Origin of the sequence: Viridibacillus sp. NPDC096237 (assembly GCF_050278625.1) — a bacterium.
Classification (GTDB): Bacteria; Bacillota; Bacilli; order Bacillales_A; family Planococcaceae; genus Viridibacillus.
In genome coordinates, this window is record NZ_JBNNTI010000061.1 from 1 (window position 1) to 15,730 (window position 15,730).

General features: G+C 33.4%; 16 protein-coding genes and 3 pseudogenes. 15 read left to right on the plus strand and 4 right to left on the minus strand.

Annotated features, from left to right (window positions below):
- Positions 1-100: 100 nt before the first annotated feature.
- The 8 genes and pseudogenes from ACQKMD_RS20160 to ACQKMD_RS20195 all read left to right on the plus strand — a co-directional run bounded on the left by ACQKMD_RS20160 (position 101) and on the right by ACQKMD_RS20195 (position 5,207).
- On the plus strand, positions 101-331 hold the full coding sequence (locus ACQKMD_RS20160) for a hypothetical protein (RefSeq protein ID WP_427754223.1): 231 nt from the start codon (positions 101-103) through the stop codon (positions 329-331).
- A 152-nt stretch (positions 332-483) separates the two neighbouring features.
- Positions 484-897, plus strand: coding sequence for a small multi-drug export protein (locus ACQKMD_RS20165; RefSeq protein ID WP_427754225.1), 414 nt, complete (start codon positions 484-486; stop codon positions 895-897).
- 61 nt (positions 898-958) lie between these two features.
- Positions 959-1,201 carry a transposase family protein gene (locus ACQKMD_RS20170; RefSeq protein ID WP_427754249.1) on the plus strand — a complete coding sequence of 81 codons (243 nt, stop codon included), beginning with the start codon at positions 959-961 and terminating at the stop codon, positions 1,199-1,201.
- Positions 1,202-1,331: 130 nt separating this feature from the next.
- A complete protein-coding gene (locus tag ACQKMD_RS20175) occupies positions 1,332-2,033 on the plus strand; it encodes a gamma-glutamyl-gamma-aminobutyrate hydrolase family protein (protein ID WP_427754250.1) in 702 nt (233 codons plus the stop codon).
- Between the two features lie 192 nt (positions 2,034-2,225).
- The gene (locus ACQKMD_RS20180; protein WP_427754227.1) at positions 2,226-3,221 is read left to right on the plus strand and encodes a M23 family metallopeptidase; all 996 of its coding nucleotides are present in this window, start codon (positions 2,226-2,228) and stop codon (positions 3,219-3,221) included.
- Between the two features lie 152 nt (positions 3,222-3,373).
- Positions 3,374-3,829, plus strand: a complete 456-nt coding sequence (locus tag ACQKMD_RS20185) for an HIT family protein (RefSeq protein ID WP_427754229.1) — start codon at positions 3,374-3,376, stop codon at positions 3,827-3,829.
- Complete coding sequence (locus tag ACQKMD_RS20190) at positions 3,822-4,640, plus strand: protein phosphatase 2C domain-containing protein (RefSeq protein ID WP_427754230.1); 819 nt, start codon at positions 3,822-3,824, stop codon at positions 4,638-4,640. The genes ACQKMD_RS20185 and ACQKMD_RS20190 overlap by 8 nt, the downstream gene beginning before the upstream one ends.
- 219 nt (positions 4,641-4,859) lie before the next feature.
- A pseudogene (locus ACQKMD_RS20195) lies at positions 4,860-5,207 on the plus strand (VOC family protein).
- A gap of 182 nt (positions 5,208-5,389) precedes the next feature.
- On the opposite strand, the gene ACQKMD_RS20200 reads toward ACQKMD_RS20195, so the two are convergent.
- Positions 5,390-5,599, minus strand: coding sequence for a helix-turn-helix domain-containing protein (locus ACQKMD_RS20200; RefSeq protein WP_427754232.1), 210 nt, complete (start codon positions 5,597-5,599; stop codon positions 5,390-5,392).
- A gap of 10 nt (positions 5,600-5,609) precedes the next feature.
- Positions 5,610-5,954: pseudogene (locus ACQKMD_RS20205) on the minus strand (DUF2975 domain-containing protein); the annotation flags it as partial.
- Between the two features lie 481 nt (positions 5,955-6,435).
- Between ACQKMD_RS20205 and ACQKMD_RS20210 the strand changes: the two are divergent.
- From ACQKMD_RS20210 to ACQKMD_RS20225, 4 genes are all read left to right on the plus strand, one after another.
- Positions 6,436-8,175, plus strand: coding sequence for a methyl-accepting chemotaxis protein (locus ACQKMD_RS20210; RefSeq protein WP_427754234.1), 1,740 nt, complete (start codon positions 6,436-6,438; stop codon positions 8,173-8,175).
- The gene (locus ACQKMD_RS20215; RefSeq protein WP_427754236.1) at positions 8,176-8,931 is read left to right on the plus strand and encodes an SDR family NAD(P)-dependent oxidoreductase; all 756 of its coding nucleotides are present in this window, start codon (positions 8,176-8,178) and stop codon (positions 8,929-8,931) included.
- A 24-nt stretch (positions 8,932-8,955) separates the two neighbouring features.
- Positions 8,956-10,461, plus strand: coding sequence for a sodium:solute symporter family protein (locus ACQKMD_RS20220; protein ID WP_427754238.1), 1,506 nt, complete (start codon positions 8,956-8,958; stop codon positions 10,459-10,461).
- Between the two features lie 219 nt (positions 10,462-10,680).
- Positions 10,681-10,878: a hypothetical protein gene (locus ACQKMD_RS20225; RefSeq protein WP_427754240.1), complete on the plus strand. Its 198-nt coding sequence runs from the start codon at positions 10,681-10,683 to the stop codon at positions 10,876-10,878.
- A 178-nt stretch (positions 10,879-11,056) separates the two neighbouring features.
- Here the strand turns inward: ACQKMD_RS20225 and ACQKMD_RS20230 are convergent, their stop codons facing one another.
- Positions 11,057-11,905 (minus strand): DegV family protein, encoded by an 849-nt coding sequence (locus tag ACQKMD_RS20230; RefSeq protein WP_427754242.1) that lies wholly within the window; start codon positions 11,903-11,905, stop codon positions 11,057-11,059.
- Positions 11,906-12,135: 230 nt separating this feature from the next.
- Here ACQKMD_RS20230 and ACQKMD_RS20235 point away from each other — a divergent pair, with 230 nt between their 5' ends.
- Both ACQKMD_RS20235 and ACQKMD_RS20240 read left to right on the plus strand, forming a co-directional pair.
- Positions 12,136-12,465, plus strand: coding sequence for a hypothetical protein (locus ACQKMD_RS20235; RefSeq protein ID WP_427754244.1), 330 nt, complete (start codon positions 12,136-12,138; stop codon positions 12,463-12,465).
- A gap of 598 nt (positions 12,466-13,063) precedes the next feature.
- A complete protein-coding gene (locus ACQKMD_RS20240; RefSeq protein WP_427754246.1) occupies positions 13,064-13,591 on the plus strand; it encodes a DNA topology modulation protein FlaR in 528 nt (175 codons plus the stop codon).
- A 295-nt stretch (positions 13,592-13,886) separates the two neighbouring features.
- Here the strand turns inward: ACQKMD_RS20240 and ACQKMD_RS20245 are convergent, their stop codons facing one another.
- Entirely contained in the window at positions 13,887-15,077 is a 1,191-nt protein-coding gene (locus ACQKMD_RS20245; protein ID WP_427754248.1) for a S26 family signal peptidase, read from the minus strand.
- A gap of 213 nt (positions 15,078-15,290) precedes the next feature.
- Here ACQKMD_RS20245 and ACQKMD_RS20250 point away from each other — a divergent pair.
- Positions 15,291-15,621: pseudogene (locus ACQKMD_RS20250) on the plus strand (AMP-dependent synthetase); the annotation flags it as partial.
- Positions 15,622-15,730: the final 109 nt, after the last annotated feature.

The window sequence follows — 15,730 nt, forward strand, 5'->3', positions numbered from 1 at the left end:
TCCATTATAAAGGACTTTTTTTATGCACAAAACAAGATTATTGAACATTTTGAGTATTTTTAAAATTAAAGTTATTTTAATGCAACGCTAGTGATTATTTATGAATTTAAAAAAACTTGTAGCGAACGAAACAAATCCTGAATCTAATGAAGCATTAAGATTTATCAAACAATTGGTAGCTCTTTCTAACCAAACGTTATCAAAGATAGAGACAGCGGAAATAAAATCAACGGATCAATATAACGAACCAAATATACTAAATCCCTTCACGGAAGAAGAAAGAACGTTTCTTAAAAACGCTTTTGCTTATATGTCAAAGTTACAAGAATGATATATTTTGGAAGAAAAAACAGTGCCTTCAATTACTAACTATGCACATATAAAGTTCATTTAGGGGGATTTAGTATTGATTCAAGAAATTTTTCAAAGGGTTGAAGAAGTTAATGTTATTTATCAATATATACAGTATTTATAATTGGATTTGTGCCTTTTCTCGAGGCTTTTGTAGCAGTACCAATCGGAGTACTCTTAGACCTACCTTTTATTCTTGTAGCTTTAGTGGGGATTACTGCCAACTGGTTGTCTGTTATGGCTGTAATAGTATTTTCTTCTTTTATAAGGTCTTTGTTTTTAAAAAAAGAAAAGAATAATTCTGATCGTTTTATTAATAGACGTTTTCAAAAAGCAAAGACATACTTCAATAAATATGGAGTTCCTGGGATTTCACTTTTGGGTCCTATAATAGGAACAAATCATATTGGAGCATTAGTTTGCATAATAGCAAAAGTAAATAAAAAGAATATTATACTTTGGCAAACTATCAGTATAGTTATCTGGGCTGTAGGGACTGGCGTTCTTTTAATCTATGGAGTGGATATCTACAATAATATAAAGTAATAATTGAAGGGAAAAAATGTTACCTAATATACTCAATATACCAAACTTTATAATTCTCAATATGGAGGAGAGTAAGGACGATTATCGTTTCTTAGTAGAAACAATTTCAATTTCTTCTCCCTCACACTGTCCGAAATGTGGTACTGTTGCAAACTTATACAAGCATGGACAAAAACAACAATTATTTTTCGATCTACCAATGCATGCAAAACGTGTCGGTATTTATGTCAAACGCCAACGGTACAAATGTAGAGCAATATTAGATATTCTAGTTACTTCATTGACCAATGAAATACCCTTTTAAAGTGAGGAACATACAAGCAAATCTAAAATTTACGCATAATTATTGAAAAGTAGATTTTTCATTAAAGTGATTCCAAGGCATAAAATACAAAGAAAAGAAATGAGTGAAAAAAGCTGAAATGGGGTTTAATATGAGACCAGTTATCGGTATTTCTTCAAGCTTAAAAGAACAAATGCTTTTACTTCCAACTGATAATATCAATGCTATTTCGAAATTTGGTGGTTTACCAATAGTACTTCCTAATTATGAGGAAATTGAAGTTGATTTAATTGTTGAACTGATTGATGGATTACTGTTAACGGGTGGAGGAGATATTGACCCAACACTTTTCGGAGAAGAACCGCATCAAAAGCTGGGTTCTATAACGCCTGAGAGGGACGCATTTGAGGTGGCTATCGTTAAGAAAATGTTGCTTCAGAATAAACCGGTTTTAGGAATTTGTCGAGGAGCCCAAATTCTAAATATAGCTGTTGGCGGAGATATGTTTCAGGATATTTACTCACAAACAGAAGCGGATCTTTTACAACATCAACAACAAGCTCCTCGTTGGCATGCTTCCCATTATGTTAATGTAAAGAAAAACACTTTACTAAGAACAATTACTCAAACAGAATCGTTAAAAGTGAATAGTTTTCATCATCAAGCAAATAGAAAGATACCCGATGGATTTGAAGTTTCAGCAGTAGCAAGCGATGGTGTTATTGAAGCTTTCGAGAGCAAAAATCACCACTTCGTCATGGGCATTCAGTGGCATCCAGAGTGTATGTTGTTAAATAATGATGAGGTTTCAGCAAAAATAATGAATGCGTTTATTAATGCTTGTAAAAAATAATATGTACAAAGCGACTGTATTTAAACAGTCGTTTTTTATTTGAGAAATAACGCATTTTTGTGATCAGAACTCCAGTGAATGCGGTATTGTTTTTTTATACGGACAAATATGCTAAAGAGAATTATTTTAGATTCATGAATCCTTTTTTAATGGGAAAACTATCGTATGTCCAAAAAAAGGAGGTATCTTAGTTTGAGTCAACGGCTACGATTCATGCTTTACTTAAGTACATTTTTCTTTGTTTTTTCAACTGCTGTTTCAGCTGCTGAAGAACCAACAAGGGAGCAAATTTTAGAACAGCGCATGGAATACTATATAAAATATTCAAACGACACTTTACCATGGTATTACTTAGCTGCTGTTGATCAATATGAAAGGAATATTGAACAAGTACGCAATGACATATCTAAAAGAGAAGGTGTACTTGCCATTCAATTCGCAGATGATTTTTGGACAGGGATACTTAATCCTAAAAAGGATGATACAAACTTAAAATCCATTGTTTTCTTTAATGGGAATGGTGCTGATGGAAATAATGATGGCGTAGCAGATCGCCAAAATGATGATGACGTAATGTACACACTTGCTGAATATATAAGTGTACATGGGACTGATGAAAAAGGCTTCAAACATGCTTTAAAGGAATATTATAAAGTCGATGATACAGTAAAACAAATTATTACAAATGCAAAAATTTATGAGAAATTTCAAACTTTGAATTTAGATAAGCGAGCTTTCCCACTTTCCATTAAACATGATTACAGTTATCGAAGTACTTGGGGAGCCTCAAGAGGTTGGGGTGGACGCAGGATACATGAAGGCACTGACTTATTTGCATCTTATGGTGTTCCTGTAAAATCTGCTACATATGGCCTTGTTGAGGTTATGGGATGGAACGAATTTGGTGGCTGGCGTATTGGTATACGCGATAATAATAATACGTATCATTATTATGCCCATTTATCCAGTTATGAAAAAGGGATAAAAGTGGGAGATATCGTTGAACCAGGAACGGTAGTTGGTTATGTAGGAAGTTCAGGATACGGAAAGAAAGGAACTTCAGGTAAATTCCCACCTCATTTACACTATGGTATGTATAAATACAACGGAAGAAATGAATGGGCATTTGATCCGTTTCCTTCACTAAGACTTTGGGAACAAGCTGAAAAAGGAACAAAAAAAATATAGAAGGAAGGTGCCGAATTATGGAGGAATTAGTAACTCCATAATCCGGTGTCTTTTTTTATGTATGTATTTTACATCTTAAATTATTTTTGTATTATATACATAATTTAGGTAGTAGGTTATTATTAAAACAATATATAAATGAGGTGATTTTCATGAGTCAAGATTGTTTTATTTGTTGTAAACATAGGGGAGAGATTCTTACTGCTGGGACTACTATTTATGAGGATGACCTAGTTTATGTAGGGCATATTGATAGAGGTACAAATCCAACTTATCTTGGTCATATAATGATTGATTTAAAGAGACATGTACCTGGAATTGGGGATATGACTGTTGATGAAGCGAAGGCATTTGGTTTAATCATGGCTAGAGTTAGTAAGGCGCTAACAGAAGTTCAAGGAGCAGAACATGTCTATTCGATGGTTTCTGGAAACTCTGTATCACACTTACATATGCATGTCGTCCCACGTTATCCGAATACACCAAAGAACTACTGGAGTCCAATGGAGTTAAGCGAATGGGCGGAGGCACCTAAAGGTACAGGTGATGAAATAACAAATGTTTGTCTACGCATTAAACAATTTTTAGAGGATAAGCATTATGGCTAATCTTGAACACGAGGAAATAATTTGGGTAGGAAGCCAAAAAAACTATGTTGACGAACCAAATATTGAAAAAGTTAATAATATAATAGTTGGAAGATTTGGTGGCAACTCAACTGCAGGGCAGTATAAAAATGAAGATGGTTGCTTGATTTGGCTAAATGACCAAGAAAACTGGGAGTTTGTCATGATTTTAGACGCTCATAACTCAGCTGAGAGTGCAGAGTTAGTTTTAAAACAGTTTGAGCAAGAAAAGTCTCGTATTTTCGATGTATTAAATTCACCAGTAAGTATCGCTTTGCAAGAGATGGATACACTCATTCTAGAAATATTTCAGCAACCTAACTTTTTGTCAGATTGTCGCAAAGTACAAGGGGAAACTGCCTGCCTTATTGTTATTCGTAAAGACAAATTTCTTTGGTGGTTCTCGGTAGGTGATTGCATCTTACATTTGTTTAATAGAGAGCTGCTTGGAATGGGAGAAAGTCAGTTAAATCAACGAAGTTTTTATGAATGGGTTGGGCAAGTTAATACATTCGATTTAGATGTGCCTTGTTATAGCACGGGTAAAAAAGAACTGAGACAAGGCGTCAATCATTTATTTCTAACAACTGATGGATTAACTGAATGCCCAAGAGTAGATTATCAAGATCCACAAATGATTAACAAGGAATTTGAAAATACATCAATTGAAGCAGGTGTATGGCACTTGTTAAAAGAAATAGAGAAACATCAAGTAAGGGATAGTACAACTATTATTACTTGGAAAATTGAAGTTCACAAGAAAGCTAGCCTACCAAGTAATATGATTAATTAGACCGTACTAAATATTAAAAATTCTGCCTAGTTTTGTTCAAATAAGGGATTTGGAAAGTAAGAGTTAGATTGAAGACTAGAATACAAAATAATACTCAATGCCTTTTTTAATTAAAAGGTAAAAAATTTAATAATATCGGCATCTAAGAGGGAGAGTTTTTATCAACATACCGAAGTAATAATAAAGAAATTAAAGGAGGATGAATTATGAGTCAAGTTTGTGTTTATCAGCATCTATGTACCTATTATTGAAGACGCAATTAGTTTTTACACTACTGTTTTAGGATTTGAAGTACACAAATAATATAGACCAACGATTGTAACACTCGTTCATGGTGATTTGCCAATTGTTTTAGAGGAATCAGAAAAGTCTACATACAGTTCTGAAAGCAATACTACAGGAGTTGTTTTAGCATTAAAAACAGAAGACATTAATCAAACTGTTAAGTTGTTAAAAGAACACGATGTTGACTTCATAGTAGATGAGCCAAGTGACTGCCCTCCTGGAAAATTTATTAGCTTCCGAGACTCTTTTGGGAATGTCTTAGAGTATTTGCAATTTGATTGAACGTGAAAATAAAATAAAAAGCTTATAATTCTTTAAAGTATAATACAAGCAATATTTGTTCAAATGGTTTAGGAACTAATGGGAGTTTTATTTATTCCTCAAGAAAAAAGAGAATTGATTCTGCTACATAGTAGAGCCAATTCTCTTTTTAACTTTAAATCTAATATAGACTAAATTAATATTCAATCTTCATTTCTATATTCTAAAATATCTCCTGGTTGGCAGTCCAAAGCTTTACAAATACCCTCTAAAGTTGAGAACCTGATAGCTTTTGCCTTTCCATTTTTAAGAATAGAAAGGTTAGCCATCGTTATGCCAACTCTCTCTGAAAGTTCTGTCACACTCATTTTTCTTTTTGTCAACAATACATCAATGTTGATTATAATGGCCATTTATTTCACCTCAAACTGTTAAATCATTCTCCGATTTTAGATTTATCGCACTTTTAAGTAACTCTTGAAGTACTGCCGTAAAAAGTGAAATAATAAACGTTGCAAAAATAATTACAAAACCAATAACTGCAATTCCTGGGTGTAAAGCATTCTGATAAAAAAGGAATATTATACCGATTACGTATAAGGCTATTATTGTTAATGCGCAAGTTTTAATATTTCCTAACGATTCAACAGCTAAATTTGAAAAGGCATTTTCACTTTCAATATAATTTATAAGCTTTATCATTTGATATAAAGCAAGGAAAAAAGGTAGGACAGTAATGTACAAACCTATAAGAACAGGAAGTCTAAGATAAGCGTATTCTTAAATATCAGATCATTGCGAAATAAGTCTATTACTAATTGATGGTGATTTAATTATAAAAATAGTAAAAATATATTGCTCAATAATTATTAATACCTGTTACACTAAAGTTAATGAATTAATTTATAAGGTTATATACATAGATATATTTAGTGACTATATACATATAAGTATTTGATATAATTAGTTAATTTAGCTTAAAAAAATATAAAAATACAATATTCCATTAACATGAAATATTGCTAAATAATAGAATTTATGATATGTTTCATGAGGCTAATAGGCAAACTGATAAAAATTGAGAATGCAAAAACTATGAGTCTAAAGCAATGTTGTTCTAACAACTAAGTTGCTCAAGAGATGCTAGATTAGTCACTATTCTAGTTTTTTATTTTGCCTATTTCGTTCAGGAATAGGTTTTTTCGTTATTAAGGCTATATAAAAGAAGAAGGGGAGGAAATTACTCAATATGCGTTATTTTAAAAACTTTTCTTTAAAGAATAAATTGTTACTAACAGTTTCTATCATTGTTCTAACACTTTTTACGGTTATAACGATACAAAGTATTACCCAATTACATACTCAATTAGAGAATAATCTCGAGCAAGAATTAAAAAGTGTCGGCTTATTAACATCAAAAAGCCTGGTGCCAAATGATGTGGAGAAATTATTAACTGTACAAGGAAGTAAGGATCCACAGTTTATGAACATGCAAAAAACCTTGAATGATATAAAAGATAAACAAGGTGTTATGTATTGGAGCTACATATGGAAGATGGAACCAGAAGGTGTTACTACAATCGGCTATACGGAAAATTTAGAAGAAGTGTATAGTGCCGGGGAATTATTTACTGATATCGCACCTATTCATTTGAAGACTGCAAAACTTGCTATTAAAAATGATCAATCAGAAGTAACGGAAATTTTTGAAGACTCGTTTGGTACATGGAGAACGGTTTTTAGCCCATTGAAAGATGAAAACGGAAAAATAATTGCCGTAATAGGTATCGATTATTCCGCAGATTATATTCAGACAATTATTACTAAAAGTGTGACAAAACAAATAATTACTGCAATCATTGGGCTTGTCGTTTTACTTTTAGTACTATATTTCACGATTGATCGTCTTCTTAAGCCATTAAATAAAGCAGTTACTGTTGCAGATCAAGTTGCAAACGGTGACTTAAAAGATGTAGAACTTGAGTCTACAAATGATGAAGTCGGGAAACTTTCTCAGTCTATAAAAACGATGGTTTCAAATTTACAGCATGTCATATTGAATATCAAAAATACATCAAATCAAGTTGCTTCATCTGCAACGCAACTTACTGCCAATGCGACAGAATCGTATAAAAACTCTACTAATGTTTCTAACGAGATGGATAAAATGGCTCGAAACGCTGAAGCAGCGGTGTTAATGACAGAAGAAACAGCTACTGCTATGGAAGAATCAGCTGAAGGTATACAACGAATTGCAGAATCTGCATTTACCGTTTCTGAATCTTCTAACCTTACTTCAACTGCAGCTAAACAAGGGAATGAAGTCATTCAACAAGTAATAGGTCAAATGAATTTAATCAATGAATCTGTTAATCAGATGGATGAAACAATTAAAGGGTTAAATAGTAATTCTACTAAAATCAGTGGAATTGTGAACTTTATAACAGGTATAGCTGATCAAACAAACTTATTGGCATTAAACGCTGCCATTGAAGCGGCTAGAGCAGGGGAGCAAGGTAAAGGATTTGCAGTAGTTGCCGGTGAAGTTAAAAAGCTAGCTGAACAATCGTCTCATTTTGCAGGGGAAATATATAAGATTATAAATGAAATTCAATCTGATTCGAATGCATCCGTAACGGTTATGGAAAAAGGAAAAGAAAATGTAAAAGTTGGCTTAGACTATACGACTCAAGCAGGTGCAATTTTTAAAGAAATACTCAATTCTGCAAAACATGTAGCGGAACAAATTCAAGAAATCTCTGCTGCGTCACAGCAAATCTCTGCCTCGTCAGAAGAAGTAGCAGCGACAGTTAATAACTTGAAAGTTTCGTCACAACAATCAGCGGAATTTTCTTTAAGTGTTTCCAAGTTAACAGATGAGCAATTATTAGCTATGCAGGAAGTCAAAGAAGCATCAGCTTCATTAGGGCAAACAGCTGAGGAATTGCAGGCACTTATTACTAAATTTGAATTAGAGGATGACAAATAAATGATGGACTTAAAACTTACAGGGAAAAATGTTCTAGTAACAGGTTCAAGTATGGGCATAGGGCGAGCAATCGCACTAGCCTTTGCCGAACAAGGTGCTAATGTATTAATCAATTATATCGGAGATGATCAAACCGCAGAAACAGTGCGTCTAAAAGCGGCGGGACATGGTGTAAGTGCATTAAAATACAATGCGGATGTATCAGATTCTAGCCAAGTAAGAGATATGTTTCAATACATGGATACTCACTTAGGTGAGATTGATATTCTTGTTAACAATGCTGGAATTGCTCAAAATGCACCGATTACAGAAATGACAGATGAGCAATGGGACAAAATGATAAAAGTCCATCTGTACGGAAACTTTTATAATTGCCGAGAAGCAGCAACAAGAATGAAGGCAAAAAATAAAGGTAAAATTATTAACATCTCTTCTGATTTAGGAAGCTTAGGCTGTGAAGAATATACACATTATTCAGCTGCAAAAGGTGGTATAAATGCTTTTACGAAATCATTGGCAAGAGAGTTAGCACCGAATATTACGGTCAATGCTGTAGCTCCTGGAGGAACACATACAGATATTCTACTAGCATTCGGAGAAAATTATATCGAAGAGGAATCAGCAAAATACCCCTTAAAGAGATTGGCGCAACCAGAAGAAATCGCCAAAAGTGTCTTGTTTTTAGCTTCAGAAAATGCAGATTTTTATACGGGGCAAATACTAGGACCTAATGGTGGCGGCGTCATGAACGGATAATGATATAGTTGAGGAGTAATTGATTTGTTGAATATTGTCATATTTTGTTTATATTTAATTTTTATATATTATATTGGTTTTAAAGGGTACAAACGTGTCAAAACAGCAGAAGATTTAATTGTAGCAAGCTGGAGCATGCCATTATCTGTTGTAACTGGTAGTTTAATAGCCGCTTTACTGGCAGCGCCATTCTTCTTTGCAGCGGTCGGTTCAGGCTACACAAGTGGTGGCTTTGAAGGATCTGCAACAATGGGTGGCTTAGGTACATGTATGATTTTAGGAGCTCTAATCTGGACAAAACCTCTTAGAAGATTAAGAGGCTGGACATTAGCAGATTATTACGGATTAAGATATGGTAGTAAAAAATTAGGTGCATACACTGGTATAGTAATGGCCGTAGCATTTGGAGTTTTCAATGCAGGTGCTCTAACTGTAGGGGGAACTTATATTATCCAAACCCTTTTACAAATTGACTTTTTACCAGCAGCATTATTATTTGTATCTTTAACAGCGCTATATTCCGTTATTGGCGGTTTATGGGCTGTAGCATATACAGAAATCGTTCAAGGTGCACTAGCAATAGCCGGCATTCTTGGAATATCTATATTTATCATATTCTACTATCCTGATATTACATTTAACCCTGAATGGTGGAATGTAAATGAATTGTTTAATAGAGGAGGAGTGGAATTCTGGACGCTTTATTTAGTACTGGCACTAGGTGATATTCCGGCAGTAGATTTAGGCCAAAGGGTCGCAGCGGCAAAAAGTCCACGTATTGCACAGCGCAGTATGATTATTGCAGGTTCCGTTATTATTGCAATAAGTTGGATTCCGGGTATGTTAGGGGAAGCTTTTAAAACGATTTATCCAGGCAGCTCTAATCCAGAGACATTAATGTTAGCCTTTGCACAAGGCTATTTCCCACCACTGTTATCAGCAATCTTTTTAACAGCAATGGCAGCGATGGGGATGTCAACAGTTGCGGCATGTTATGTAGCAACTTCTGGAATTGTAACGAAAAACGTTTATTTAGATTTCATTAATAAAAATCCAGATCCGAAAAAATTATTATTCTTCTCAAGAATCATGATACTGGTAAGTGCAGTACTAGGCTTTATATTAGCTATTAGTGCACAAAAAGTAATTGATTTAGCATACTTAGCATGGGACATTGTATTCGTTACGTTATTCTGGCCAATTGTCTTAGGGCCATTTTGGAAACGCGTAAGTACGCCTGCTGTATGGGCTAGTATTTCTATTGGTCTTGTATATTATATTGTTTCTTCACTTACTCATGTTCCAGGTCCGAAAATTCAATCGGATGGTTTTATTGGGTTACTAAATGAATTATGGTTCATGCCTGGTTTCTCTGGAGTGGTGATTTCTGGGGTTACAATTGTCGTAGTCAGTCTCATCATCCCGCCAACACAACACGTTCTTGATATGCATAAAATCGAGAGAGATAGATCACTTGATGAAGTAGGGAGCAAAGAAGAATTAAAAGTTGTTAAATCAATAAATAACTAAAGATTAGAAATGGTAGTAGGGCATGCATATGAGCATGTCCTGTATTTTTTAATATGTTGATTACAAATAAAGATGTTTAATTTACAATAAAGTCGTTTATAAAATAATGGTGTGAAATAGGATTTTCATACGCTCATTTTTGATTTCTCTGTATAATAAAAGAAAAAGTATTTCAACATTCGTTGTGTAAATAAGTGTAGTTTGAAGAGGGAGTATTCCATGAAAAAAACATTATTAAAATCGATTATAGTTTTTTCATATATATATTGTATTGGGTATTTTTTATTTGACTTTCCTAATGATACCTTTGTAATGCGTATAATTACTGGTGTAATGTCGTTTATTTTTTCTTGTAGTCTATTGCTGAAAATTCTTGATAATAAAAAAGAGAAAGAATTAGGAAGTGGTGAAAAATAATCGAAGGCTATTTTTGATTATTTACTTTCCGAAATTAAGTAACTTTATTTCTAAGTGCAATATTATCAACTTTAGCTCGCTACATATAATAATATTTTAACTATCAGTAATAAGTAAAAAAAAAGACCTTTGTTAGCATCTAAACTCAATGCGAATCAAAGGTCTTAATCATTTATTTTTAGCATTTCACCCAGCTAAGTCCAGTCGTACCTTCACCAGCATGTACGCCAACACATGCACTAAGAGGTAGGACTAACACTTTAAGTTTGGGGAACTCTTGTAATAATTCTTCTTTCCATACTTGAGCATCTAAATCATTGTTACAGTTAATAACTGCAACTTCTGTGATATCGGCTTTCTTCATATCATTGCGTAGTAAATCGGTCACATACTTTTTCGCTCTTTTATCAGCTCGGACCTTTTCCTTCATAACCACTTTCCCATTATCAAATGAAATAACTACTTTTATATTTAATAAATTACTTAAGAAAGCTTTAGTACCTGATACACGACCACTTTTATGCAGTTGATCTAAGCTAGATGGAATGAAAGATAACTCAGCGTTTTCTGTCATTTTTTCAATATGAGCAACAGCTTCTTCTACGTCGTGACCCGCATCGATCATTGTAATTCCCTCTTTGAGCATTTTCCCCATTGGATATGAGCCAATTTTCGAGTCAATTGAGTACACTTTAAAATTTGCTAATTGTGCAGCAGTTTGTGAGCTTTGGTATGTTCCAGATAAATCACTAGAAGTATGCACGGCAACTGCGCAGTCATAGCCTTCAGCCTTTAATTGTTTGTAAAGCTCGACCATTTCACCGATAGCTGGTTGAGATGTTTTTGGATGTACTTTAGCAGAGCGCAGTTTGTCATAAAATTCATCATGTGTCATATCGACTGTTTCTCTGAAAGCGCCTTCAGAGAAAACTATATTTAAAGGTAAAACATGAACATTATACTTTTCTATGAATGTCTCGTTTAGCAGTGCAGCAGTATCAGTTACCCAAGCAATCCTCTTAGTCATTGTGAAATTTTCCCCTTTAGATGTAATGTAATGGCATGTACGTTCGCAAGAAAAGGTGGAACAAACCATCTATTAACTTTAATGTACAATAGGTTTCGAACAAGTTGATAGTGATAGATGTCATATTAAGTCGAAATTTCGGGAATTGTGACATAATTTGAACATAAATTATGAAAGAAATGTGCTATATACTAGAATTATATAGGTAGTTAAGTAGGGAGAGATTTATGTTGAACAGTTTATTTGTAGAAGCGGTTAATGAACTTGAGGCCAGAGCGGTTACTAACAAATTTCTAGAAAAGTTACAGACATATATCATACATTCGAAGGTAGAAAAAGTAGAAACTTATTGGAAAATAGAAGGTATGTATGTCGTAAATTTGATGATTATATGGCAAAAGCATGTTACTAGAGATGGATTAGAAGAAGTGCTATCACCCGTTGCAGATAAATGGATCGATTTAGGTGATTGTTTGTTAGCATCAAAAAACGATGAGGAATGTACATATTTATTAGAGGGTATCGATTTGGTAAATATCTATTTTAGACAAGCGAACTAATTAATAGAATGAATATTTTTTATCAATACTATAGCAAATACGGATTGTGCATATTTAATTGCATTATCCGTATTTTATGTTGTTGGAAAAGTAATGGATATCTAATTTCAGAAGGTGTAAGAATTAGATTTGGTTAACAGAAGCTGTCTCAGACTATTGAATGAACTTCTCTCGATTGTATTGCTTGTTGTTTATGGAATCATTATATTAAACGTATCAAGATGATAGCAATGTGTGGGAAAAGTTTTAGGGGGGGAGTGAACGAGTATTTCATTACTTGCATGACTTATAAGAACAATTTCAAAGCGGAAACTAGTATACCAACTGCTTTTGGAAAATGGTCATGTATGCATGTACGGATGAACGAATCATGTTTGCTCCCCCTCTAATATCTGCACTCTAGTTATAGAACAATCAAACAAAACCCATTTATCTATCTTATACATACATATCGTAAATTTTCCGAAATTCATTTTAATCATAAATAAAAGATTTAATATCCAGTTAATACGAAAAGAGTTATAAATGATTTAATTAAATATTTCTTTTAAAGGAGATAAGAATCATTAAATAGAATAAGTAGTAGGGGGTGAATACATTGAATAGGACTCTTCCTAAGAAAATACATATAATTGGTTCAGTAGGAAGCGGCAAAACCACTTTGGCAAAAGAGCTTTCTGCTAAATTGGCAATTCCTTATCATGAGCTAGATAATGTAGTTTGGAAAAGGTGCAAAACAGGTGATATTAGAAGAACGGTTGAAGAGCGGGAAGATTTTTTAAGTGTAATTATTATGTCCGATTCATGGATTATAGAAGGCGTACATACCGAAGCATGGGTTGCCAATAATATCAAACATGCTGAGATAATCATTTTTTTAGATACAAGTTATAAGGTAAGAATATATCGAATTTTTAAAAGGTTCATCTTACAAAAGCTGAAAATGGAACAAGCTCATTACAAACCAACTTTTGAAATATTTTTGAAGATGATTAAGTGGAATAGATATTTTGAAGAGGTCGAGAAACCGAATTTTTTTACTCAATATGAAGATTATTGGGATAAGTTTTTGATTGTATCTAATAAGGAAGAACTCAATTGTTTATTTGAGTTAGATAAAAAATGAATAGTAGTTTTAGAAGATAGATAATTTGAAAATACTGGTTGGGTTTTTATTGTAAAGCAAATAAAAGGAAACGATTTTGTTCAAAATTGATAAGAATGGTTTCTTCTACATAAAGCTACTAATTTAGAATAGGGAGTGTCTTAAGCGCAGTAGAACTAAAATACACCAATGATTAATGATAACCTTTTAATATACAAAGCAAATTATATGCAGTCAATTATGAAATGCTAAGATTAAAACACCCTGTCTCTTATGCTGAAAATTTCAGCTATAAGACAGGGTGTTTTTGTGATTATTATTGAATAGGCATAAATGCGACTTGCCAAATTCCATCTTTATTTCGTATCATTTGAAAGCCTGTTTCCTCGTTTGGATTAACATAAGTAGGGAAGGATATATAGCCGCTATCATCATCTTTATGTAAATGCCATTTTCCTTTCTCAATATTATTAAACGAATAGGTTTCATATAATTTGCGTTCAGTTCTTGTTAACTTTGGTTGTACTGTCTTTGCATCCTTTATATGTTCTTTTAAAGTCCATTGTATGTGTCCTTTTCTATCAGTGTAAAATGAATATTCAAGTTTAGGGAGGTTATCAATCCTTGCCCATACGTACATCTTTGCAATACTGATGGGTTGTAGCCCTTTTAGGTGCTTTTGGTTAAAGTCTACTTTGAATGCTTTGTAAATCTCTTCTTCTTTCTTATTTAGTGTGAATTGTACTTTAGCATTTTCATAGCCCAAAATAATAGAATCAATATCATTTATCTTTAAAATCGTTTTTTCTGCGTACTCTCTGTTATCAGGTAAGACAAAAATTTCATTTTCTTTTAACGTAAATAATTTTAGTGAGTAGTGTAGTTTTTCTGTTGCGTTAGGAAGTTCTTCAGGAGAATTTTGTAAAGAGTAGATATTCTTTAATTCTTCTTCAGTTTTCGCACCTCGTACTTGAGAAGAGCCATAAAAAGTTTGTAGCTTTTTTCCGTTAATGAATACTACACCATCTTCTATTTCAACAGTTTCACCAGGAAGTCCAATAATTCTAGATAAATGGTCCATTTGATTTTTATCTGAATAATAAATAACTTGCCCACGTTTTATTTGCCCTTTTTTGCTTGTAACAGGTTCCATCACAAGGGGGGCTATGACATAATCATACCTACCACGATCCATTGCGAAATCACGAAGGTACATACTTTTTAACGACTTATCAGTATTTTCTATGATGGGAATTTCAGGTGTATCTATCTGTTGATCATATGAGATTGAGACACCGTGATTTTCTGTTGTGTTTCCTTTTTGGGACGGGGTGTCTTTCGGTAGAACGAATAGTACAATTATGATTGCAAGTATAGAAAAAGAGGCGAGAGCAACAGGAAGCTGCCATTTTAAGCGATCCTTTTTTTCTTTATGTTCACCCAATTTATTTTGTGATTGGTTAGGCCTTTGAACTTCATCGTTTTGCTTTTCTTTAAAATGATCCACGTAATGAAACCTCCGAGTTTTAGATGTAAATGTTGATCGTGTTTAGCTGGTAAGCTATATTGCACAAGGCGATCATTTTGAAACAATGGGAAAATATTAATAAACCTCTCTTTCTAGTATTCCTATGTACTATTTCATTAGACGCATTTTTTTGGTATTTGTTCCATAAATACACTGTTACCCACTAAATTATAGCTTAATTTACTTTGTTGTTATGATGAGTGGTTGGCACCATTTTCTCCCGATAAATTTAAACGTGCTGAATAGATGAAAATGATGTCTGCAGCCTGCTTTATACAAGGCCGTTTTATTACACAGCGAAGGTGGGACGCAAATTTGCTTGAAAAAGGCAACATCTGAAGCAATTTTCCGAGAAATTGTAGCACAAAAAGTAACAGTTATTCATATGGCCCCAACTGTGCTCAATACGCTTTTACAATATTATGATGAACATAAGCCTGCTGTTTACCAAAACGTATGAATTGTCCTTGCAGGTGCAGCACCACCTCATGCCTTTGTCAAAAAAGTGGAACAGGGACTTGGTTGAATTTATCTAAGTACTCTAAATGAGTATTTTTAAATACAAATATTACCACATAAAATGCAATGACTGGTACCTTATGCCACTTGAAGCTCATTTTTGATTTGTTCAA